The organism is Pseudomonas sp. PAMC25584, from assembly GCF_058135675.1.
Map to the genome: position 1 here is coordinate 788,200 of NZ_CM176870.1, position 21,392 is coordinate 809,591.

At 56.6% G+C, this 21,392-nt stretch carries 19 protein-coding genes and 1 tRNA gene; 5 read left to right on the top strand and 15 right to left on the bottom strand.

Annotated features, from left to right (window positions below):
- Positions 1 to 7: 7 nt before the first annotated feature.
- The 3 genes from ACS5Q8_RS03465 to ACS5Q8_RS03475 are packed head-to-tail and all read right to left on the bottom strand — an operon-like array spanning position 8 to position 2,721.
- On the bottom strand, positions 8 to 955 hold the full coding sequence (locus tag ACS5Q8_RS03465; RefSeq protein WP_276196385.1) for a flavin reductase family protein: 948 nt from the start codon (positions 953 to 955) through the stop codon (positions 8 to 10).
- 7 nt (positions 956 to 962) lie between these two features.
- Positions 963 to 1,373 carry a DUF4440 domain-containing protein gene (locus tag ACS5Q8_RS03470; RefSeq protein ID WP_247404272.1) on the bottom strand — a complete coding sequence of 137 codons (411 nt, stop codon included), beginning with the start codon at positions 1,371 to 1,373 and terminating at the stop codon, positions 963 to 965.
- A complete protein-coding gene (locus ACS5Q8_RS03475; RefSeq protein ID WP_276196386.1) occupies positions 1,354 to 2,721 on the bottom strand; it encodes an MFS transporter in 1,368 nt (455 codons plus the stop codon). The genes ACS5Q8_RS03470 and ACS5Q8_RS03475 overlap by 20 nt, the downstream gene beginning before the upstream one ends.
- A 105-nt stretch (positions 2,722 to 2,826) precedes the next feature.
- Here ACS5Q8_RS03475 and ACS5Q8_RS03480 point away from each other — a divergent pair, with 105 nt between their 5' ends.
- Complete coding sequence (locus ACS5Q8_RS03480; protein WP_276197895.1) at positions 2,827 to 3,714, top strand: LysR family transcriptional regulator; 888 nt, start codon at positions 2,827 to 2,829, stop codon at positions 3,712 to 3,714.
- Between the two features lie 240 nt (positions 3,715 to 3,954).
- Here ACS5Q8_RS03480 and ACS5Q8_RS03485 read toward each other — a convergent pair whose 3' ends face one another.
- The 5 genes from ACS5Q8_RS03485 to ACS5Q8_RS03505 form a co-directional block, all read right to left on the bottom strand.
- On the bottom strand, positions 3,955 to 4,584 hold the full coding sequence (locus tag ACS5Q8_RS03485; protein WP_276196387.1) for a LysE family translocator: 630 nt from the start codon (positions 4,582 to 4,584) through the stop codon (positions 3,955 to 3,957).
- Positions 4,585 to 5,480: 896 nt separating this feature from the next.
- The gene (locus ACS5Q8_RS03490; RefSeq protein WP_426100797.1) at positions 5,481 to 6,635 is read right to left on the bottom strand and encodes a Fic family protein; all 1,155 of its coding nucleotides are present in this window, start codon (positions 6,633 to 6,635) and stop codon (positions 5,481 to 5,483) included.
- 328 nt (positions 6,636 to 6,963) lie between these two features.
- The gene (locus tag ACS5Q8_RS03495) at positions 6,964 to 7,164 is read right to left on the bottom strand and encodes a hypothetical protein (RefSeq protein WP_308934754.1); all 201 of its coding nucleotides are present in this window, start codon (positions 7,162 to 7,164) and stop codon (positions 6,964 to 6,966) included.
- Positions 7,165 to 7,571: 407 nt separating this feature from the next.
- A complete protein-coding gene (locus ACS5Q8_RS03500) occupies positions 7,572 to 7,730 on the bottom strand; it encodes a hypothetical protein (RefSeq protein ID WP_426100795.1) in 159 nt (52 codons plus the stop codon).
- 554 nt (positions 7,731 to 8,284) lie between these two features.
- A complete protein-coding gene (locus ACS5Q8_RS03505) occupies positions 8,285 to 9,784 on the bottom strand; it encodes an MFS transporter (protein WP_426100793.1) in 1,500 nt (499 codons plus the stop codon).
- Positions 9,785 to 9,897: 113 nt separating this feature from the next.
- Here ACS5Q8_RS03505 and soxR point away from each other — a divergent pair, with 113 nt between their 5' ends.
- Entirely contained in the window at positions 9,898 to 10,359 is a 462-nt protein-coding gene (gene soxR, locus ACS5Q8_RS03510) for a redox-sensitive transcriptional activator SoxR (protein WP_426100791.1), read from the top strand.
- A gap of 476 nt (positions 10,360 to 10,835) precedes the next feature.
- Here soxR and ACS5Q8_RS03515 read toward each other — a convergent pair whose 3' ends face one another.
- The 6 genes from ACS5Q8_RS03515 to ACS5Q8_RS03540 all read right to left on the bottom strand — a co-directional run bounded on the left by ACS5Q8_RS03515 (position 10,836) and on the right by ACS5Q8_RS03540 (position 15,732).
- Positions 10,836 to 11,051: a hypothetical protein gene (locus tag ACS5Q8_RS03515; RefSeq protein ID WP_426100789.1), complete on the bottom strand. Its 216-nt coding sequence runs from the start codon at positions 11,049 to 11,051 to the stop codon at positions 10,836 to 10,838.
- 406 nt (positions 11,052 to 11,457) lie between these two features.
- Complete coding sequence (locus tag ACS5Q8_RS03520) at positions 11,458 to 12,594, bottom strand: ATP-binding protein (protein ID WP_443694239.1); 1,137 nt, start codon at positions 12,592 to 12,594, stop codon at positions 11,458 to 11,460.
- 104 nt (positions 12,595 to 12,698) lie between these two features.
- The gene (locus ACS5Q8_RS03525; RefSeq protein ID WP_465159833.1) at positions 12,699 to 13,079 is read right to left on the bottom strand and encodes a hypothetical protein; all 381 of its coding nucleotides are present in this window, start codon (positions 13,077 to 13,079) and stop codon (positions 12,699 to 12,701) included.
- A gap of 591 nt (positions 13,080 to 13,670) precedes the next feature.
- On the bottom strand, positions 13,671 to 15,026 hold the full coding sequence (locus ACS5Q8_RS03530; protein WP_465159834.1) for a PBS lyase: 1,356 nt from the start codon (positions 15,024 to 15,026) through the stop codon (positions 13,671 to 13,673).
- Positions 15,027 to 15,263: 237 nt separating this feature from the next.
- Positions 15,264 to 15,340 (bottom strand) — tRNA-Met (locus ACS5Q8_RS03535).
- 152 nt (positions 15,341 to 15,492) lie between these two features.
- A complete protein-coding gene (locus ACS5Q8_RS03540; protein ID WP_247405696.1) occupies positions 15,493 to 15,732 on the bottom strand; it encodes a hypothetical protein in 240 nt (79 codons plus the stop codon).
- 416 nt (positions 15,733 to 16,148) lie between these two features.
- Between ACS5Q8_RS03540 and ACS5Q8_RS03545 the strand changes: the two genes are divergently transcribed.
- On the top strand, positions 16,149 to 17,345 hold the full coding sequence (locus ACS5Q8_RS03545; protein WP_465159835.1) for an MFS transporter: 1,197 nt from the start codon (positions 16,149 to 16,151) through the stop codon (positions 17,343 to 17,345).
- A 50-nt stretch (positions 17,346 to 17,395) separates the two neighbouring features.
- On the opposite strand, the gene ACS5Q8_RS03550 is transcribed toward ACS5Q8_RS03545, so the two are convergent.
- Entirely contained in the window at positions 17,396 to 17,947 is a 552-nt protein-coding gene (locus ACS5Q8_RS03550) for an RNA polymerase sigma factor (RefSeq protein WP_253393287.1), read from the bottom strand.
- A gap of 263 nt (positions 17,948 to 18,210) precedes the next feature.
- On the opposite strand from ACS5Q8_RS03550, the gene sctW reads away from it, so the two are divergent.
- Positions 18,211 to 19,275, top strand: a complete 1,065-nt coding sequence (sctW, locus tag ACS5Q8_RS03555) for a type III secretion system gatekeeper subunit SctW (RefSeq protein ID WP_465159836.1) — start codon at positions 18,211 to 18,213, stop codon at positions 19,273 to 19,275.
- A complete protein-coding gene (gene sctV, locus ACS5Q8_RS03560; protein ID WP_247405709.1) occupies positions 19,272 to 21,365 on the top strand; it encodes a type III secretion system export apparatus subunit SctV in 2,094 nt (697 codons plus the stop codon). Before sctW ends, sctV begins: the two co-directional genes overlap by 4 nt.
- Positions 21,366 to 21,392 lie beyond the last annotated feature (27 nt).

A 21,392-nucleotide genomic window follows, 5' to 3' on the forward strand; every position in this document is an offset into this window, starting at 1 on the left:
GTCCTCGTTAGATCGCCAGCTTCAGGCGTTGGCTTTTGGCCCGCGAGACGCAGGGATAAATCGTTGTGCTACAGGCGGCTTCTTGTTCGCTCATGATGAAATCGCGATGATCGACTTCGCCCTCGACGACCTCTATTGCGCAGACGCCGCACTCACCGCGCCGGCAGTCATAGAGCGGGTCCAGGCCGGCCGCCTCGAGCGCCTCGAGTAAGGATTGATCGGAATTAACGTTGACGCTGACCCCCGACTCGACGGCGTCAATCACAAAGGCCGACGCATCGTCTTCACGGACCACATTGAAGATTTCAAAATGGATGCGCTCGCGCGCCAGGCCATTGGCCTCGGCATGGCAAAATACTTCGTTGAGCATCGATTGCGGGCCGCAGACGTAGAGCCGGTCATGTGGTGCCAGATCGGCCAGCACCTGGCTGACAGAGCGACGGCCCTCGGGCCGATTGGAGAAGTGCAGGTGCAAGCGTTCCTGCAGCAGTGCCTGCATTGGCAAGGCATAGGCCGCGTCATCGTCGCTCCTAACGAAATAGTGTAGGTGGGCGCTTCGATTCAATGACGTCAGGTGTTGAAGGATCCCGGTCAGCGGCGTAATACCGATGCCGCCGGCAATCGCAATGTCCCTGCCGACGTCTTCAGTGAGCGGGTAGGTGAACGTATTGAACGGGCCATTGAGCTGTACGGTGTCGTTGACGGCCAGCGAACGAATGTAGCGACTGCTGACCGAGTCGGCAGTGAGCCGGATGGCAAAGACGACGCTGCCTTGCTGCGTAGTGCGGTCTGCCAGCTGTACCGCCGAGTAGTGCCGCCATTCATTCAACTCGGGGATGAACCATTTGAAATGTGCGCCCGCTGCCGGCACCGCACACCCCGTTGCTAGCGGGCTGACGGTGATTTCTTTGATAGAGGCCGAGAGCATTCGGCAATCAGTGATTGTGTAGTTCATACGAGAGTCAGCTTTCCTGGCTTAGCGGCGTTTCATGCAGGTAGATCCATTGGGCGTTGTGGTGATGCATGCCAATGATCGCCACCGAAACCCGTGAGCTTTCGCGCTGGCCGAGGCGATGGGTTTCCTTGTAGCGAATCGCCACGCTGTTGCCCTCCTGCCAGACCGTATGCAGATCGCTGATGACGATCTCCAGGCCTGGCTTGGCGCCGACTGCACCTTTAAACATCTGTTCGACTGTCGCCCGGCTGACAATGGCTGCCGAGGTGGTGACCATGGTGAACTGCTCGGCAAAGGCCGATATCAGTGGTTCAAGCGTGGCCTGCCCCTTACCGTTTGCGTCGGTGAACAGGGTGTGGATCAGCTCGTGCACGTGATGAATGCTGTGGTGCGCCTGTTCAACTATTTTGTTGTGCATGACAGTCCTTTTGAGTGTTCAACTGACTCAGTTGAAAGAGTGGGAACAGGCCCACCAGCGCGGCGATGGCAAAGGTCACGTGGTAGGCCTGGGTGGTATCGAAATGCTTCAAGAGCAGGTTGAAAACCATCAGGAAGAGGGCCGCGCCGATGCTGAATGACATCTGTCGGTTGATGTTCCAGATGACACTGGCCTTGTGGGTGTCATTGCCCTCGAAGTCCATCAGCGACGTGGTTTGTGCTGTGTTGGCACCGATGCCGCCGCCGATCCCCATCAAGCTGTAGGCGATGACGATCACCAGATAGTCTGAGGGATCGTTCACCAGTAACAGGGTGGCGATGCCGGCGCTGTGCAAGAGCATGCCGAGGGCAAACAGCCGCTTGGCGCCCATCCGGTTATAGACCCGGCCACAGATCAGCATCGCGATGAATGCGCCGATGGCGTAGAGGATCATGAACATCCCTGTCAGTCGGGCGCTGAAGTGCAGGGTGTTTTGCAGGAAGAAGATGCTCATCAAGTTGACCCCCGTGAACACCCCGGGAATTGCGTAATAGATAAAGATGGAGGTGCTGAGTTTTTTGCTTTTGAGCAGGCTCAGTTCAATGATCGGATTTTTGCAGGTGCGGTAGTGCACCCCGTACAGCACGACGAACGTAACGCCGGCCATGACGAAGAGGGCGGCCACCCATGCCGGAGCGTCGCCGCCATACAACGACATGCCCATCAATAGGCTGCCGAGTGCGGCGCTGACCAGCAGCAAGCCCTTGATGTCGGGCCTGGGCAAAGTCGTCGGTCGCGCTTCGTTGATCCAGAACCATGACAGCAATGCCGCAATCAGTGAGAACGGGATGTTGCTGTAGAACACCCAGCGCCAGGAGCTGCTGTCGACGATGCCGCCGCCGATGGTCGGTGAAATGGCGGGCGCAATCAGGGCAACGGCCATGACCAACGTGGATATTTTTGCCCGCTGCTCGCCCTTGAACAGGTTAAACGTCAGTGCCTGTCCGACAGGAATCAACAGGCCGCCGCCAATCCCCTGGACGAAGCGCCAGATCACCAGCTCGTTGAAACTGTCGGCCAGCCCACACATCCACACGGAGGCTGTAAACACGATCATCGAGGTGGTGAGGATTTCCCGACTGCCAAAACGACCGGCCAACCAGGTGCTGACCGGAATGATCAGCGTCAGCCCCAAAATATAAGCGTTAGCCACCCAGGCAACGTCTGAGGTACTAACGTGCAGCGCTGCCGATATACTCGGTAATGCGACCGCTGACATAAAGATATTAATGCAGTCTATAAAAAAGCCGATCAGAAATATCAGTGCAACTTTGTAGCGATAGGTCATGTTGTTTCCCCTTTGCCGTAAAGCATAGGGGCGGTGGACTTGAACTGTCGATACGACTATCCTTGAAACAATGTTTGACAGGATTTAACAGTGAGCCATATTTCTATGCACACTCATCTTAATCGGGTCCAGACATTCCTGGCCGTGGTCGATTTTGGTTCTTACACCAAGGCTGCCAATTACCTGAGCATCAGTAAGGCCATGGCCAGCCTGCATGTCAAGGCGCTGGAGGACGTGCTGTCAGCGACGCTGTTGATTAGAAATACCCGAAATATATCCCTCACCGAAATCGGTCATGACTTTTATGAAGAATTCAAAGGTATTGTCGCGGACATCGATAATGCCTTCGATAATGTATTAAAAGGGCATAATCGGGTGTCCGGAAAGTTGCGTTTCAGTTCCACCAGTGAATACGGCGAGGCCTATATTCTTCCGTTGATACCGCAATTTATAGAACGCTATCCGGAAATAAAAATCTGTTATAATTTCAACTCGTCACTCAATGATCTGGTGGCAGAAAAGTTAGATCTGGTAATCCGTTTAGGCAATTTGGCGGACTCGGCTTTCAAGAGCCGTAAACTGGCAGATTATGAAATTGTCCTGGTGGCTACCGAGACGTTTCTTGCACGTCACCCGGTGCAGAATCCTCAGGACCTGAATACGGTGCCGTGGATCGCCAACAGCAACCTGCAGGCACCGACCCAGTGGACGTTGAGCCATCCGCACTTGGGGACTGTCGAGATCAACGGGATTAATCAGTTTGAATCCAACTCTTCCACGGCCATTCGCTCCATGGCGTTGGCGTCGCTAGGCGTCTCGGTGCTGCCCGCCTGGGTAATCAAGGACGATATCGCCAGCGAGCGGCTAATCCGGTTGTTGCCCGACTATTCGCTGCCCTCGCAGTCGGTCAACGTGGTGTTTCCCAACAGCCCGCATTTGCCCCACAAATCGAGGGCATTCATCGATTTCCTGTTGCTGCATCTGGCGCAGTAAGCACCCAATAAAAGCCCCTGAATCGAGAGATCCAGGGGCTTTCGTTTAACCGGATACTCGTCTTGACTGAGCAAACCCAATGTCTGCTATTTGGCCGATTTCTGCTGTTTGGTCAGCGCCAGCAACCTGTTAAAACCCGTCATCGAGCGCACACCATAACCTCGCAAAACCTAACATCGGACCGAGTGCGCGGGCCTGGCGCGATGTTGACAAATGTGACGTCGGACGGGCTTGGAGCCATTAAACCGGCCGGTTTAGAAAGACCAAGCGAGCTGCCAGAGCGGCCATTACCGCAGCGAAGCCATAAGCGCCTAGGCGTTTGGGGATCAAGCCGTTGCGCAGGCGCGCATGAAGCCGTCCGGCGCAAAATCCGAGTAGGGAATGAAACACCAAGGCGATCAGCGCAAGCAGCACACCTAAGAACATCAACTGCAACGTGACGCTGCTGGTGCCGACGGTGACGAATTGCGGTAGGAATACCATGAAGAACAACAGCGCCTTTGGGTTTAACAGGCTGTTGAGCGTGGCTCGGGCCAGGATTTTCCGCAATGAAGCCTGTGTAGGTTGAGTGTCAGTATCCGAAGGGGGAGCCTTCAATGCTTGCCAAGCCAACCCCATCAGATAACAAGCGCCTGCCCACCGCAGTAAGTCGAACGCCGGTGCCCAACTCATCACCAGCGCCCCTAGACCCGCGCTAACCAGGACGGTCATCAGCAAATCGGCCAGGGTTATTCCGAGTGCTGCCGCGAGGCCAGCTCGCCAGCCGTGAGCGACTGCGTGGCTGGTGACGATTGCCATGTTAGGGCCTGGCACAATAAGCAGCAGCAAGGCGGCAACAATGAATAGGTAGAGATTAGTAGCGTCTGGCATAGCGCAATACCTCCTTGGATGAGGAGTCATGCTAACCGGCAATGTTTAGGTAGGAGCAGGTACAGCGGCGGGGGGATTTGGGCGGAACAGTCTGGTGCGGAGTGAAGCGGCTCTGAATTTGTAGGCACTTGATGTTCGCTCCTGGCCGATATCTGCCTTTCGCCAATGTCAGCTTTGGGTCGTTCTCAGCCGGTCATGCCCACGAATCGTGCTGGTCAAATCCGATGCAAATGACTGGTCCGGTCGAATGCAAATGGGTGGGCAAGTCCGCGCAATTGCCCACCTCAGCAGTGAGCGCAGTTATTTTTGAAGCATGGCCGGATAGGGGTAGACAGAGGTGAACAGCCAGAAACAAGAAAGCCCGCACGAGGCGGGCTTCTTGAGGTGATTCATAGACTGCTGTAGACGTCTATGGATCGGTACTTGGTGGTACACAGACATTTGAACTGGTAACGTAAGTTGCTGCTTTAATTCGTTATTTGGTTATTCGTATTTTTAAGGGATACACCTGGGGATACACGGCGCTGTCTGCTGGGGTGTTTTTGGCCCGTTTCACGCTGGCTGAAAAAGCCGTCTTGGTTCGTCGCTCTATCCCCGACGAACGGTAACGTCATCGTGACAAACTCGCCCAAGTGCAAAGGTGTGGTCACCACCACTCCTTTGATGGATCAGTCCATAAGTGGCCCGATTATCTCGTTCCTCACTTTTGAGGAGCCATCGCCACACTTTTGCGGCGAGGGTGCTGGCGCCGTGTGGCAGTTCGACCACACAGAGGCATTCTTGCCATTTCCCCGTGCCAGCACCACCCCGGATCAGGGTAGTGGTCATCAAGTTGCGCCAGCCTCAAGTGGTATAGGGAGGGGCTATTTCCGCTCACTGTTTCTTTAAATCGATGCTTATGGTTTTTCTAGCTGCTCAGGTATGAACCCTTGCTCCCTGAGTGACTTGATCACACCTCGAATTAGATAATTGTTAGAAAATCCGATTGTGTACAGCCTCGCGCCTGCGCTTAGCGGTAAAAGCATCCCTTGGTCTACCAGTTTTTTGATCAGGTAAGTCCGTTGATTGCTCGACTGCTGAGGGAGTACGGCAGCTACATCAGCAGATTTTACGACCTTCAATTTTATTGCGGCCGACAGCACTGCCTCTTCCGTCTCAGTGATCCATTCTCGCTCCCGTGCGAAGGCCACAGCAGGGACGAGTATGCATTTGGTCAGATATGCGTAGTCCGTGAGACGATCGACTTTCTCCAGCTCAGTACGAATGCCTTCCAGCACATATGTACACCACTCCTCTAGTCCTTCCTTCGTTCCTTTGTCGGCGGTGGCCAGCATTGCGTAATAGCGCTCACGATCATTACAGAATACGGCCGTAGGATTTAGGACGCGGCCTCCTGTGCTGACGTTGAAACCATATTTCATCAGGAGTGCGTAGGTCAGCAGCCTGACCACGCGACCATTGCCATTGCCGAATGGATGTATCCATCCAAATCTATGGTGAGCGAGTGCGACCTTCATGAGGTCATATTTCGGGGAGTCTTCGTGATTCACGAATTCGACAAGTTCCTGCATATAAGCCTGAACCTGGATGAAATCGGGTGGTAGGTGATCAGACTGGGATATTCTGACACCCCCGCTGCGATAGGCTCCTGGCGTTTTGTCGCCTTCACGAACCAGATCGTCTACGGTCATCGCGTGTAGCTCGCGAATCGTCTGCTCGGTAAGCGCAGCGCCCGGCGTCATGATCTGCTCAATGTAATCCATTGCCTTTTCAATATTGGCAACCTCGCGCAACTGATCAGTGTCCTGGGCCTTACCTTCTACCTTGCTATCTATGTAGTCCGCCAAAGTAGTGTGGTTGCCTTCTATCCGCGCAGAGCCGAGGCTTTCCAGCGCATGGAAAAGCGACTTGAGTTGGTAGAACACCTGCGGCGGCGTATCGCCTTCAAGCCTTAGACGACGCAGATGCTCCAGCTCGCTCAGTACATCGACTAGGTCCGAGTCGAAGGAGGGATTGAGAAGCTCAAGGTCGTGGTGGGTAAACGTAGGCATATAGAAAAATATCTCAAACCGGCCGAAAAATTATCTTGAAAAAACCCAGGGAGACCACCGTAATTAAAGGTATGCGCTTAGCATACGCTAAAAATTATCTGGAATTCAGCCTTAAGCTAACTCAAAAATGAGTAATGATTAAGTGAGAAACCTTGGTAGTTAGCGGGGTTTCTACGGCTAGGACGCGCTTTCAGCACGTCGGGATGATGACGCCTCTGAGCGTCGCGATCGGCGTCAGCCTTCAAGGCAGACAGCAATGGCTGACCTCCCATTCCGGTATGGCAGGTACTTGAAAAACTACCGAGGTTCCGGCAGTTCCCTTTTCCGCCTACAAGCGCATTTCCCTGATTACGCGCCTTGGCTCAGTTCCCTGCGAAAGGGCACGCCGGGCGTCCTTGGTGAGCTGGTCGAGCGCTTGCTCCTCGAATGCTGCCGCCATCGCGCTGGCCTTCCTGACGATCAGCAGCGCCAGCTCCGGCGGAAACACCACTTTGTCGGCGGGTAGATAATCACAGTCAATAACGGACACGGCTCTATCCTCGGTGCGCGGTTGATGCTGGCGCCGGAATGAAGCGGGGCCAGCAGATGACCTGCAGATGTTACCAGCGGAACGTGAGCCGCTACCTGGAATCCGGGGGTTGGCCAAGCTGGCGAGCCGACCGGTTTCCGCTCCAGGGTGAATAACTCGTTCACCACCTGCTCCGACCTGCTGTCAGGTCGCTGGACGCCTCGGAAAATACTTGACGAGCATCAAGCACCAGCACGCAACCTTTAACGCTGGCGGCGGCGTATTGCTTGGGCTGCGGACAATTTGCCCGTGGTCTGTCGGCGAAAATCCGTCTAGAGCCTGTCCAGAATCTTGGCGTGCGTCACTACTGCCCCAGGCTCCCGGCGACGGTCAGCTCAGCAATTCCCTGGCGAATGAACACCAGGTTCTCATCGAGCGTTTCGAGAGCGCCGCGCACGTTGTTGGCAATGTCCGCGCGATCCGCGCTGCTCGACCCAGTTGGAAAGCTCCTCCACCGCGGCGCCCAGGGCGAGTTGGTTTTGATTGAGGCGGTCGAACAGGCTGGCGATCAATTTGGTGTCCGTCATGGTGGCTCTCCGTGTTTCGAGGAAGCGTAGCACCGGTGCCTGGAAAACTGTCTGGGGTCTGTCAGGGGTATGAGACGGCAAAGTCCTGTTCTTTGACGGCCCCCGCATGGAGCAAGCCTCAGACGCCCACCCGGCGTGGTTTTGGCCTGATGCCTGTCTCGCGTTCCGTCAAAGTGTGGTCAAAGTAAATGCCGGCGCCAGCGTGGTGGGATCTACACGGTGAGTTGATTTCAACACTCAATGCTGGCGCGATCGTGCGTGCCGGCCAATCGACCCCGCGTCTGGGTTTGGTCTGGGCCTGGCCAGGTTGCCAGTGGAAACCACTGCAAAACGCTGGAAACCACAGTGGAAACCATCGCCTGGAAACCGCTTACATTGGTAACTTCCCGTGGTAACCGCTGGCCGGGTTCGCACCAGGTTCGCGTAAGAGGGGGCGAACCAGAAGTGCGAACCTGTTGCCGGTACGCACCCTGAATGCGTACCAACCGTGCGTAACGAACTGTGTACTTGCTGTGCGCAATTAGCGTACCTAGGTTACGGGCCTTCGTGCGCCCTCAGCTCGTGATATCACTGCGTGAACGGTTGCGTGAAGCCTTGTGACTCTCTCCATTTTTCGAGTGAAATCGGACCACGCGCAGGGCAGTGAAGACGCCGATGATCGGCGCGAGCGCGAATACTCCAAATAGCCAGGCAGCCGCGCTCGACGTGCCGGCGATACCTCCAGGATCACTTAGTCCGGCAACGTTCGCGACCATTCCGGCCAAAGCGGCGCCAAGTGCGGTGGCGAACAACTGTACGGTTGTAATAGACGCGGCAGCCAAATCTTGTTCGCCAGCCGACGCGACTTGAAACACCCGGGTCAGCAGATGTGGCCAGGCTAGCCCCACACCCAATCCGATGGCGATCAGTCCAATGCAGATTGGTGTGAGCGACATCCAACCACCATCGCTTTCCGTTCGCATCAAAACGGTAAGCGCCACCATGCCGGCCGCTCCAAGGATTGGTCCGGCGAGGATCGCGCACTTTATGCCTTTGCCGCTTACCCCAGAGCTTGCGATTGACCCCAGCGTCCATCCAGCGGCCATGAGCGCTGCGAGATAACCTGCGACGAGCGGAGACTGATGGTGGAGGACTTGAAGGAACAGCGGCACGAATATTTCTCCACTGGTCACTGCGACCGCAAGCAGCGACATGGTTGCATATAGCGCTCCCAGTGCCGTTGTGATTCTGAACGCACCGGCTGGTAGCAGCCTATGTCGGGCCCGGTTTTCCGTGGTTATCAGCAGGCCCGTCAGGATGGTGGCGGTGGCCAGGCCGATAATGTTCCAGGAGAGGGTTGGCGAGACGCTGCCGGCCGAAACGGCGAGAACCGCCGCCGTCAGCAGAATGAGCTGGGCGATTGGAAGCGAGGAGTGCTCAGTCCTGTCGGCGTTGCGTTTCGGCAGCACGGCCATTGCCAACAGGGCGAACAGCGCGGCGACTGGGATGAGCGACCAGAACGCCGCACGCCATACGCCGAGCTCAGCGAAAATGCCACCTACAGCAGGCCCGGTTAGCGTTGCTACTCCCCACATGCCGGAGACCAGCGCCATTGCGCGCGGCCATAAGGCTTCACTGAAAACCAGCCGGATCATGGCGTAGGAGAGTGCGAACAGAAAACCACCCCCTAGTCCCTGGACAACACGGCCCGTGAGCATTACAGGCATTGATGGGGCAAACGCGCAGATTAAAGTCCCGATCGCAAACACCAAGGCGGCAATGATGTACGCACCGCGTGGCCCCGCGCTGATAAGCAACCTTGCAGACAGCGCCGAACCTAGGATAGAAGCCGCGACGAACAGCGTGGTATTCCAGGCGTAATAGTCGATGCCGCCGATATCCTCGACCACCGACGGCAGAATCGTGGTGGCAATGTAGACGTTGACTGCGTGGAGGATCACGCCACCTGCTAGTGCGAGCGAGCGTAGTCCATTCGAGCCAGACAGCAGGGTGGCCCAACCCGCCTGTTGCTCGACGTGCGAATGTTGATCAGAGGGAATGTGACGCTTGTCCATGTTAGCTCCACTTCGAGATGTCTCACGCGACAGCGCATGAGGGCTTGCTAAGGCAAGACGACACTCGTTATAAAACCTCATGTATAGATGAGGTCAAGAGGGGTTAAAAATCCATGATTGATGTGCGCGTGCCTCTATCGGTAGGAGAGTTAGCCCGCCGATGCGGTGTCACAATTGCGACCGTCCACTTCTACGAGGCGAAAGGCCTTATTCAGGGGATGCGGAGCGCGGGAAATCAGCGTCGTTATGCCCGCGATACTCTCCGGCGTATTGCCATCATCAAAGTCGCAAAGCTCGCAGGCATTCCGTTGGCGACCATCAAGGCTGCGCTCGATGAGCTTCCATCCGGACGACCGCTGACGGCAAAGGACTGGACGCATCTCTCCACGATCTGGAGGGATACGCTGACTGAGAGGATTCGAAGCCTCACCCAGCTTCGCGACCAGCTTGACGGCTGTATCGGTTGCGGGTGTCTTTCTATGGACGACTGTCCGCTTCGCAATCCAGGTGATCGTTTAAGTCTGCTCGGAGACGGTGCCGTGTTGCTTGAGAAAGACACCACGCCAGAACATTGAATCGTTTTCGGTTTTGTCGACGGTGAGCGACCACTTTTGGCGGATTCTGTTGAAAAAGTCGGCTTCGGTTTTCACGGCAGAAAAGTTCGCGCCCGAGATTGAAATCTGTGTTTTGGGCAGAAGGTTCACGACTCGGATTTCACGTAGCAGCACGCAAAATCGGTGCTTTTACCCATCAGTTTCCGAGCGTTTTGGACAAACCGACTTTTTCAACAGAATCGGCGGATAGCTGTCACTTATATCTCCCTAACCCTGCGGCCTGTAAACCAATCTTAAGGTTAGTTTGGCGTGCGATCCAACGCGAGTGGTATCCGCGGCGGAGCAGCCTCAAACCTTGGATACCGGAGTGGATACTGGCAGGCTTCGACCCAAAGCTGACATGGAGATATCCCCGGGGCGATTCTTGCCGAAACGACAGAGGCATTAAAAAACACCTAGTAGCGCCCAGCCTCGTTCTTCGGGAAAGTTCCGGCCACTTAATACGAGCTAACGATGGTCGTCTGAAGGAGGGCAACGGGGTTAAGAAAAGAGATCCAAGCCTCGTATGCTTCCTGATGCTTTTTAGCTGCGTCATCCCAATCTGGCCCGGAAATTTTTTTCGAGACCACCATCATCATCATTTTGGTAGTGGCAGCATCAAGCTCAACCAGTAGCTCGTGGGATCTAAACCTAAAATCATCTATGTCGGCCATACACTCACCTTTCGACAGGTCTAGCCGGAGATACCGGGTCGCGCCCATTTCACTAATGACAGGCTCCCAAAGGCAAAGGTTCATTGAGCCTCTGAGTTTCTATTCGGTCTGATTTGAACAGACTGAATTGGCTCGGACTTCTTAGATAGTGAGTGACCGTTTTTAGCCGATTTCTGCCGTTAGGTCAGCGCCAGCGGCCTATCAAAACCCGTCATCGAGCGCGCACCAGAACGTGACAAAACCTGACATCGGATCGAGTGCGGGACCTGGCGCGATGTTGACAAATGTTGACATCGGATCGGCCTGGAGCAGATGACAACGCTCGCGACCTGTTAGCAAAAGTTAGTCCAAGAGGAAGTTGGCGGGCCCCAAAGCCTGCTGGAAAATATCGCTGCCGGAAGGGGTGTTAGGTTATGCCATTGGCAATGGGAAGCCTCACGACAAAAAGTGTCCCTTGATCTGAGTCAGAGCTGACATTGATTGAGCCGTTATGTGACGCCACGATCTCTGAGGCGATGAACAGGCCGAGCCCCAGCCCCTCCGTCGGTCCGTGATCAATTGCAGCTCTCTGAGAGAAACGCCCCAGAGGGTTAAATATAAACGGGAGTACGTCCTCTGGTATGGGCTCGCCATCGTTAAGGACGGTGAAAATAGCGCAGCCCTCAGAGGTCTCTAACTCCACCGTGATAGGGAGTTGATTATCTCCGTGCTGTACAGCGTTGCTAATTATGTTCGAGAAGACTTGCTCCACTCTGGCACCGTCAAACTGCCCTTGAACTGGAGCTTTCGCTTTGAACAAGATCATTGCCTCAGGATGAAACGCTCGGATTTCTTCGACGACTCGTTCGCAAAGGGGCGAAAGATCTATATTCGCCGGTTTGACAGGTATGCCTGGCCCCATCTGGCAACGTGTCAAATCAAGGAGATCTCCAACAATTTGGCTGGCTCGACGCACGCTTGTATATATCTGATTGGCAACTTTGGTTGCCCTGGCACCGGTCCCTTCTAAGCGCCTCAACACGTCGGCACCCAGCAAGATCGCCCCAAGGGGGGTGCGCAGATCGTGGCCCAGAATGCCTAAAAACACGTTTCGTGACGCCTCAACCGCGCGGGAGTAGCTGGCGACGGATTCTGCGAGAGCCTGATCGATGGCCTCGTGGAAGCGGGTCATGTCGTCGACATTAATCGGCGTGCCGTCCTTAACTTGCCTCATCCACTGACTGACGACGCTCGTTCTCAGTGCTCGATATTCCGACACCATTTGATCAATCGTGAACCCGGCCATTAACCGCGTCATTGCATGAATTTCAGCTGCGGTTTCTTCATCATCTAAAGGGGCTTGGCCTTGAGACTTGGCAGCTTGCTCTCGCTTCGTCTGCTTTGTTCTCAGGTCACTTACTATTGCCCGCAACATCTGTTCAGCATGATCTCGCAAAGCCTCACTATCGAGGTCTGCGCCTGGCGTCTCAATGGTTCTGGCGAAATCTTCCCAAGCCTGCAGAATCGGCTCAAGGTTCTCTAGAATGAAATCGGGCAGGCGCATGTCGGTGATCCTAATTGGAGGCGAGGCAGGTGCCAGCAGGAACGCGAGGCTGCGCAGGTACGGTGTGAGCGGTTCGGGGCAGTGTAGGAGGTTGTCTATAGCTTTTAAAGCTCGACAGGTGTTAGGCCCGCGTTGTCGATGTACATGATCAAAGCGTCACCTGCTTTGACACTAACACTGACCTCTTGAATCCATTGCTTAGAGCACCCCGCCGAAGTATGCGACGAGAGGCTGTGTGATCCAATCGTGAGCCCAAAGTGAGCCATTTCTGTAGCGAAAAAGTCAGCAGCCGGCTTTCCGTCTATCGAAAGGCGGATCGTGCAATCATTTCCTAATGAGGTCGCGCCAACGACGAGGAGAGCGTCAGACCTTTCTGTATAGCCAAAAAGTCGCGCAGGCGGGACAGGCGTGGTCTCGTCCGGAACGGCTGATCCTTTACAGCCCGCCATCAGAGCAAGTGTTACAAGGAAAGTGACGTACTTCATCCGATTCCTCCAGGCTGGGTTTTCGAAAAGCTCTTTATTGCGGGCTCTAAAGTCCTACTGTTAAAGCTCTCAGCTTTTGCTCTACAACACTGTCAAAATGGTCCGATAGCAGTTCACAGCGCTCTGTGGGCAGGCCGTTACAGCATGTTATTCCCATTATGAATCCCTGGGCTTTAGCGCCACTTTTAACCGCGAGAATCATCGAGCCTGCAAAGTTGATCTCGTGGAGAATTCTCTCAGCCTGCCGCCTTATGGGCTCGGGCAAATCGGTTGTGGTTTCTCTCATGGTCCTTCTCCGCCGGCGCTTACTACCGTTCAACGACAAAGAGGCACCAGTGCCCTCTGAGTGCATGGACCAAAGGATGCTGTAGGAGTTCGCTGGTTTTCATGCCATGCCTTTGTATAGCGCAGACAAGTATTACTATATCGCGGTGGCATTGCATTTTGTGACCTGGCCAACCCATCACCAGGTTAACAATTATCAAGGTTGGCGGGCGTCGGGTGACTCCGTGACGGAGATCACTGTGATAGATGGTAACCAGGTGGGTATCGAGTCACGAGTTGAACGGTAATACACCGTTTACACCCCAGTCATCTCGCAATGCGGGCAACAATGTCGCTGCGGATGAGACCTGCCGCGGCCAAGCTCTGAAGTTTTTTTACCAGCACTCCTCGCTCAATCTTCGACGTTACCGGGTCGACAATTTGATATTGGCGATCGCACCACAGCTCAACTTGACGAAGCCAGAAAGCCTTCACAACGGGCTCTGTGTCCAGCCGTTCCAACAGATATGCCACCTGTTGCCATCCCGGCTTTAATTGAAGTATCGCTTGGCGGCGGGCTGTCGACCGTTCATGCCAGTCCAGATCTAACTTTTCGTCTAATCCCGCGCGCACGGAATTCCATGGTTGTTTGTCTAGCGCCGTCACCGCAGCACCAAACACTTTGTCCGACGGATCATCAAGCGCCTCAAACAGTTCGGGCAATTGGTCATCCCCGAGCAGGCGCACAGCCGCATGCCGCACGGTGGAATAACTAGAACGTAGCGCTTCTGTCAGCCATCGCTCGTCGAGTTCGGCGTTAAGCTCTGCTGCCAGGCCAAGAACACCGAGCCAATCACGTTTCCCTGCGGGCACATCTTGGTTCACCCGTTCTGATAGCACCGCCAGTGTGTCGACGTTATTACGTGGTGCCTCAAAGCGTGCCAGGCTACGGATCGAGGGCGATGCATCCAGCAAGGCCTTGCGTAAAAGCGGCCTTGGATTGTCGAACAATGGGAGCAATGCGCGTAGTACGCAGACCCGCACTTTGGCTCCTGGCTGTGACAGGGCTTCAAGCAGCAATGGCGAAGCTTGCGCAGCTGGCAGCTCCTTGCATGCAGACACGGCTGCTAGCCTTACGGTCAGCTCACGATGGGCCAGGGCGCTACGGAGAAGTGCTTCTGGGGCGGTATTTTTTTCCAGCAAAAGCGCAAACAGATAGCGCGCAGCTTTTCCTTGCCGAGTAAGGAAATTTGCGTAGACCTCATCCTGGATTTCGGGTGACTGTAGTACATCGCATACGGATATTAACGTGGGGCCATGATCGGCTCTCTGCCGCGCAGCCAGCGCCATAAGAGGCTCCAGCGCAAATAGCAACGCTTTAGTCTGCGAGATCGACAGATAGTGATTCATGCCTACTAACGCCAAATCGCGAATCTGTGGAACCCAATCATTCAGCCGATCTATCAAAGCCACTAACGCTTCTGGGGAAAGGTGGCTGCACAATTCCCTGACTGCGACCTCTCGAACGAAACCGTTGTAGTGGGTACTGAGTTCTACCCAGGTTTCTTTACTCTTGGCATTTTTGAGTAGTTCCAAGGCTTCGTTGCGTCGATGTTCAGACCATGAGGAAGCTGGTACTTGTTTGTTCCTCAGTCTATCTAGCCACTTCTGTATGAAAGTCACGCTTCAATCCTTTCTATGCGCTTGTGGGGGGTGTTTTGATAGAGGGTAACCATGCGAGGTGGTTACTTTTAGTGGTTACCAGCGGCCCTGCTAGGTGACCAGCGAAACAGACGATTTGGTCTGAGGAGAAAGGTATAGGGGGATACAAGGAGAGATAGCCAGAAACAAGAAAGCCCGCACGAGGCGGGCTTCTTGAGGTGATTCATAGACTGCTGTAGACATCTATGGATCGGTACTTGGTGGCTACACAGGGACTTGAACCCCGGACCCCAGCATTATGAATGCTATGCTCTAACCAACTGAGCTATGTAGCCAAGTGGCGCGCATTATTCGCGGAGAACGACAAAGCGTCAAGCGTTTTTATTGAATTTTTATCTACGCTTTCAACTGTTTAACGAAAAGCCCTGGCTGGGCCGACGGGTGGCGGGGGATTTGCAGGTCTCCCACAGTTGATCGGCGTTGACGGTCAGGACGTGCGGGGCATGCAGTCGATGGAGCGGTCGACCACGGTTTTGGCCATTTCCAGCAGGTGCCACACGGCGTGGATTTTGGCGCGGTCGTGGGGGGGCAGGTGGTCGCCGCAGTCCAGCACGGTGGCCGAGGCGCTGTGGATCAGGTGGGCGATGTAGAGCTGGGCGTCTTCGAAGCTGAGGTGTTCGTTGACGGCGAGGCAGTCGATGGGCGGGTCGGGGAGTGCTTTGGTCATGGTATAGCTCCTGATTAAGTCAAAAGCCGGCCCCGTCGCGACTAAACGAATGGGTGGCGGCTGTACGCAGGTTAGTCGACCGGCTAATCAGGAAAACCCGGCGCACCCGAAGGTGCCCTGCGCACAGCCACCATAAAACTCATGGAGGTGCATGCGCCTGATTAAGAATCCGGGCGACTAAACCCGATCACTGATTCCAGTGACGGATCGAAGACTAGCCAGCGGTTTCCACAGGCACAAGGCGCCGGGGATTGTCTAGGAAACATCCTTCAAATTAAAGCGATCCACCCTGCTGGCCTTTTACAAAGCATGACCGCAACGTCGTTAGCTCCCTAACGGGATAGCCTTGCCGCGTGTAAAAGTGGCACATTGTCGCACCTGCACCTGTGCATTCCCCCGCTGTACGGAACCCTCTTATGGCTCTTGGCAATTCCCCCGCCGCCGGGCAAACCAGCCCGCTGGTCATGCGGATCATCGGCGCGGTGGCGCTGGCGCATTTGATCAATGACTTGATCCAGTCAGTGCTGCCCTCGATCTATCCGATGCTCAAGGCAAGTTATGGCCTGACGTTCACCCAGGTCGGGCTGATTACCCTGACGTTCCAGCTCACCGCCTCGCTGTTGCAGCCGTGGGTGGGTTATTACACCGATCGTCATCCCCAGCCGTTTCTGTTGCCGTGCGGGATGGTCTGCACCCTGGTGGGGATTGTGATGATGTCCCAGGTCGGCAGCTTCGCGCTGATTTTGCTGGCGGCGGCGTTGATCGGGATCGGTTCGTCGACCTTTCACCCGGAGGCGTCCCGCGTGGCGCGGCTGGCGTCGGGCGGGCGTTATGGCCTGGCACAGTCGACGTTCCAGGTCGGCGGCAACGCGGGCTCGGCGTTCGGCCCGTTGCTGGCGGCGGCGATCATCATTCCGTTCGGCCAGGGCAATGTGGCCTGGTTCGGTCTGTTCGCGGTCTTTGCGCTGGTGCTGCTGTATGCGATCAGCCGCTGGTATCGCACGCACTTGAGCCTGTTCACGCTCAAGGCCGGCCAGGCGGCGACGCATGGGCTGTCGAAGCAACGCGTGATGGCGGCCCTGGTGGTGCTGGGGCTGCTGGTGTTTTCCAAGTACTTCTACATGGCGAGCATCACCAGTTACTTCACGTTTTACCTGATCGAGAAGTTCGACCTGTCGGTGGCCAGCTCGCAGTTGCACCTGTTCCTGTTCCTCGGCGCGGTGGCGGCGGGGACGTTCTTTGGCGGGCCGATTGGCGACCGGATCGGGCGTAAGGCGGTGATCTGGTTTTCGATCCTTGGCGCGGCGCCGTTCACGTTGTTGATGCCCCATGTGGACCTGTTCTGGACCAGCGTGCTCAGCGTGATTATCGGCTTCGTCCTGGCCTCGGCCTTCTCGGCGATTGTGGTGTACGCGCAGGAGTTGGTGCCGGGCAATGTGGGGATGATCGCCGGGGTGTTCTTCGGGCTGATGTTCGGTTTTGGCGGGATCGGTGCGGCGCTGTTGGGGCACGTGGCGGATAGTCGCGGCATCGAGTACGTGTACCGGCTATGCGCGTTCTTGCCGCTGTTCGGGCTGCTGGCGATCTTGCTGCCGCGCACGAAAAAGGCTTGATACGGTTGGGCAGATATCCCTCTCGCCCAACGGTTGCCAGCGAGGCTGGACTACGGTTGTAACGGGGTGCGCGTGGCGCGCTTTAGGTGTTCGCGCGCCCGTGACAGGCGTGAGCGCACGGTGCCGATCGGAATGTCGAGGGCGTCGGCGGTGTCCTGATAGCTGCCGTCGGTTTCCAGCGAGGCGTACAGCGTTTTGCGCATCTCGGTGGGCAGGTCCTTGATGGCGACCAGGGTTTTTTCCAGGCGGCGGTTGACCTCGAACTCCCAATCCAGGTTCTGGCTGTCTTCCTGGCCGTGCCACAGCGCTTCATCGAATTCGCAATGCACCGGTTTGGCATACATGCGCCGGAAGTGGTTGCGGATCAGGTTCTGCGCAATGCCGCACATCCAGGTGCTAAGGGTTGCCTGGCCGCTGAAACGCTCCCTGTTGCGCCAGGCCTCCAGGTAGGTCAACTGCAGAATATCGTCCGCATCTTCCGGGTTGAGTACGCGCTTGTGTATGAAGCGCCGGAGCTTCTTTTGCTGATCGTCCGTCAGGTGGAGCATGAATTGAGGCGAGCCGCCAACAAGGTGAGCTAAAGCACCAATAGGGATATCCATGATTTTTTCCTCAGGGTGGACGCGATCGAAATGGTTTCGATGGGAACCCCTTTAGCACCGGCTGTGCCAAACAGAAAAAATTCACAACGTGTTGATTTATATAAATAAATATTTTTTGCTTGGAGGGTTTTGTGCGGTTTTTTGCAAAAGCCTGGGTAGGGTTGTGCCGGTAATTTCAAAACCGCGCATAGAGGAAATTTGTTGGAACCGTAAAGCCTGCGTTTGCCACATAGGGACACAAACTCTACGTCCTGGCCCGCCCCATGAAAGTCGAATCGCTCAACGATGTGCAACTGATCCAACGCGTGGAACAACCGCGCGTCAGCGCTGGCCAAGCAGCGGCTGCGGCGACAGGGCTCGACGACATCGCCCAGATTTTCAATCAGGAAGTTGCGCTTAACAGCCAGGCGTTGAACCGCCGCGCGATGGGGGTGGCCGTGCCTGCCGTCGAGCAGCTCGCGCGGATCTACGATCAATTGGGCCACCCGGCCCAGGAGACCATGGCGTCAATGGCGCGCCGGGTGCGTTCACAACTGATGCACAAAGTCAGCGCGGACAAGTTGCTGGCGCTGACCGGCGGCGACCCGGCGCGCGCATTCGTGGTGCTCAAGCATGTGGCGGCGCAAGCGCAAGCCGAAGTGCGCGTTAGCGAAGAGGCCTTGGCGCAAGAGGCGATTGATCGGTTGCGGGTGCGCTTCAAGGGGGAAATCCAGGCCGGCCTGAACATTGCCTTTGCGCTGGAGCAGGCCGCTGGCAATCCGCAAGAGCGCCAGGCCGTGCGTTCGCTGTATTACGCCAGTGTGGTCACGCGCCAATCCCTGGCAACGATGATGCAATCGTTGTTAGGCCTGTTCGGCGGTGACCGCTTCGCTGACGGCCTCAATGTGATGCGCCGGGCCCTGGCTGATGACATCGCCGCGCATTCGCCCTCGGTGCCCACGGCGCAGTTGCGCACGTTGCTGCTGGGGCTGCAAAGCTGCGCTCAGTTGGGCGGGGCGTTAGCCAATTGCCAGGCATTGCTGCAGCGCCTGAGCACCGATGAGGATTCGGTGAGTCTGTTGCAGCGCCTGCTGGGGTACACCGCCACGGGTGTCGATTCGGGCGAGGTATTGCGCCTGGCCGAAGACCTCGGTGGCGAGCTGGCGATCGGCCAACTGGTGTCCCTCAACGGCCTGTACCCGGTGATCCAGCGCCTGCCTCAGAGCTTGTGGCGTGACAGCCGCGGGCGCCAGGAGGCCTTGCACAAATTCTTGTTGGTGATGGACGAGTTCACACGGGTGGAGCGGGGCGACGCCCATATTGCCAGCGAATTGAGGGGCAGCGCATGAAGGTGCTGGCGACCATCAACGCTGTGCTGCTCAAGGTGGCGCGGCGTGCCGAGGTATTGGGCGCGGTGGTGGTCATGGCCATTGTGTTTATCTTTATCGTGCCGTTGCCGACCTGGCTGGTGGATATTCTGATTGCGCTGAATATCTGTATTTCCTGCCTGTTGATCGTGCTGGCGCTGTATTTGCCCGGGCCGTTGGCGTTCTCTTCCTTCCCCTCGATTTTGCTGCTGACCACCATGTTTCGTCTGGCGCTGTCGATTGCCACCACGCGTTTGATTTTGTTGGAGCAGGACGCGGGTGACATCGTGGAAGCGTTCGGCAACTTCGTGGTGGGCGGTAACCTGGCGGTGGGGCTGGTGATTTTCATGATCCTGACGCTCGTCAACTTCCTGGTGATTACCAAGGGCTCGGAGCGGGTGGCCGAAGTGGCGGCGCGCTTCAGCCTCGACGCGATGCCGGGCAAGCAGATGTCCATCGACAGCGACCTGCGTGCCGGTTTGATCGACGGCGGCCAGGCGCGTGACAAGCGTGAGCAGTTGGGCCGCGAGAGCCAGTTGTTCGGCGCAATGGACGGCGCGATGAAGTTCGTTAAAGGCGATGCGATTGCCGGGCTGGTCATTGTGGTGATCAACCTATTGGGCGGTTTTTCCACCGGGATGTTCCAGCACGGCATGAGCGCTGGCGACTCGATGGCGTTGTATTCGGTGCTGACCATCGGTGACGGCCTGATTGCGCAAATTCCCGCGCTGCTGATCTCGCTGACCGCCGGCATGATCATCACCCGTGCGGCACCGGATGGGCGCAAGGGTGCCAGTAACATGGGCGCGGAAATTGCCCGGCAGATGACCAGCGAACCCAAGAGCTGGATGATCGCGTCGGTGGGCATGCTGGCTTTTGCCGCCTTGCCGGGCATGCCTACGTTGGTCTTCATCCTCATTTCGATGATGACGGGCGGCCTCGGTTATTACCTGGCGCGTCAACGCCAGCGCGAGGAAGAGCCGCAAGCGGAAGCCACCGATGTGGTTCGCCCTGAAGACAACGGCGACGAAGATTTGCGCGGGTTCGATCCGTCGCGTCCCTACCTGTTGCAGTTTTCACCGGTTCTGCAAGGTTCGCCCGAGGTCACGGAACTCATCCACGGGATTCGCCAGGCGCGCAATGCGATGGTCGCCAACATCGGCCTGACGCTGCCACCGTTCGAGGTCGAACTCGTCGCCTCGCTGGCCGACGATGAGATGCGTTTTTGCGTCCACGAAGTGCCGATGATCAAGGCGTCGGTGGTCATGCTGGTGGCGGTGGAACGCAAGGCGCTGGCAGATGAGCCGGCCCACGCGGTGCAGGGGTTGGCCGAGCGCGACGAGCAGGACTGGCTCTGGCTGCCGCCCGACGATCCGCTGCTGGATGACCCGCAGTTGGAACGCTTCAGCGCAACCAGCCTGATCATCGACCGCATGAAGCAGGCCATGATGCTCAGCGGCCCGCAGTTTCTTGGGATTCAGGAGAGCAAGGCGATCCTCGGCTGGCTTGAGCACAACCAGCCGGAGCTGGTGCAGGAGCTGCAGCGGATCATGCCGCTGTCGCGCTTCTCGGCGGTGCTGCAGCGCCTCGCGGGTGAAGGTGTGCCGTTACGTGCCGTGCGCCTGATTGTCGAGTCGTTGATCGAGTACGGTCAGCATGAACGTGAGCCGGACGCCTTGGCGGACTACGCGCGCATTGCGCTTAAATCGCAGATTTTCCACCAGTACAGCGAGGCGGACGGCCTGCATGCCTGGCTGTTGTCGCCGCAGACCGAAAACGTGCTGCGCGAGGCGCTGCGCCAGACCCAGACCGGGGTGTTCTTCGCCCTCGACAACGACAGCAGCGCTTCGTTGGTCAACCTGCTTAACCAAGCGTTTTCCGTGCGGCCCAAAAGCAAGAGCGTGATGTTGGTGGCCCAGGACCTGCGCAGTCCCTTGCGCACGTTGCTGATTGAAGAGTTCAGCCATGTACCGGTGCTGTCGTTTGCTGAGCTGGGGAGCGCCTCCAAGGTCAAGGTGCTGGGGCGCTTTGACCTGGGCCAGGACGAGCTGATGCGAGGAGCGGCGGCATGAGCGCAACCTGCATACCCGCGCCAGGGA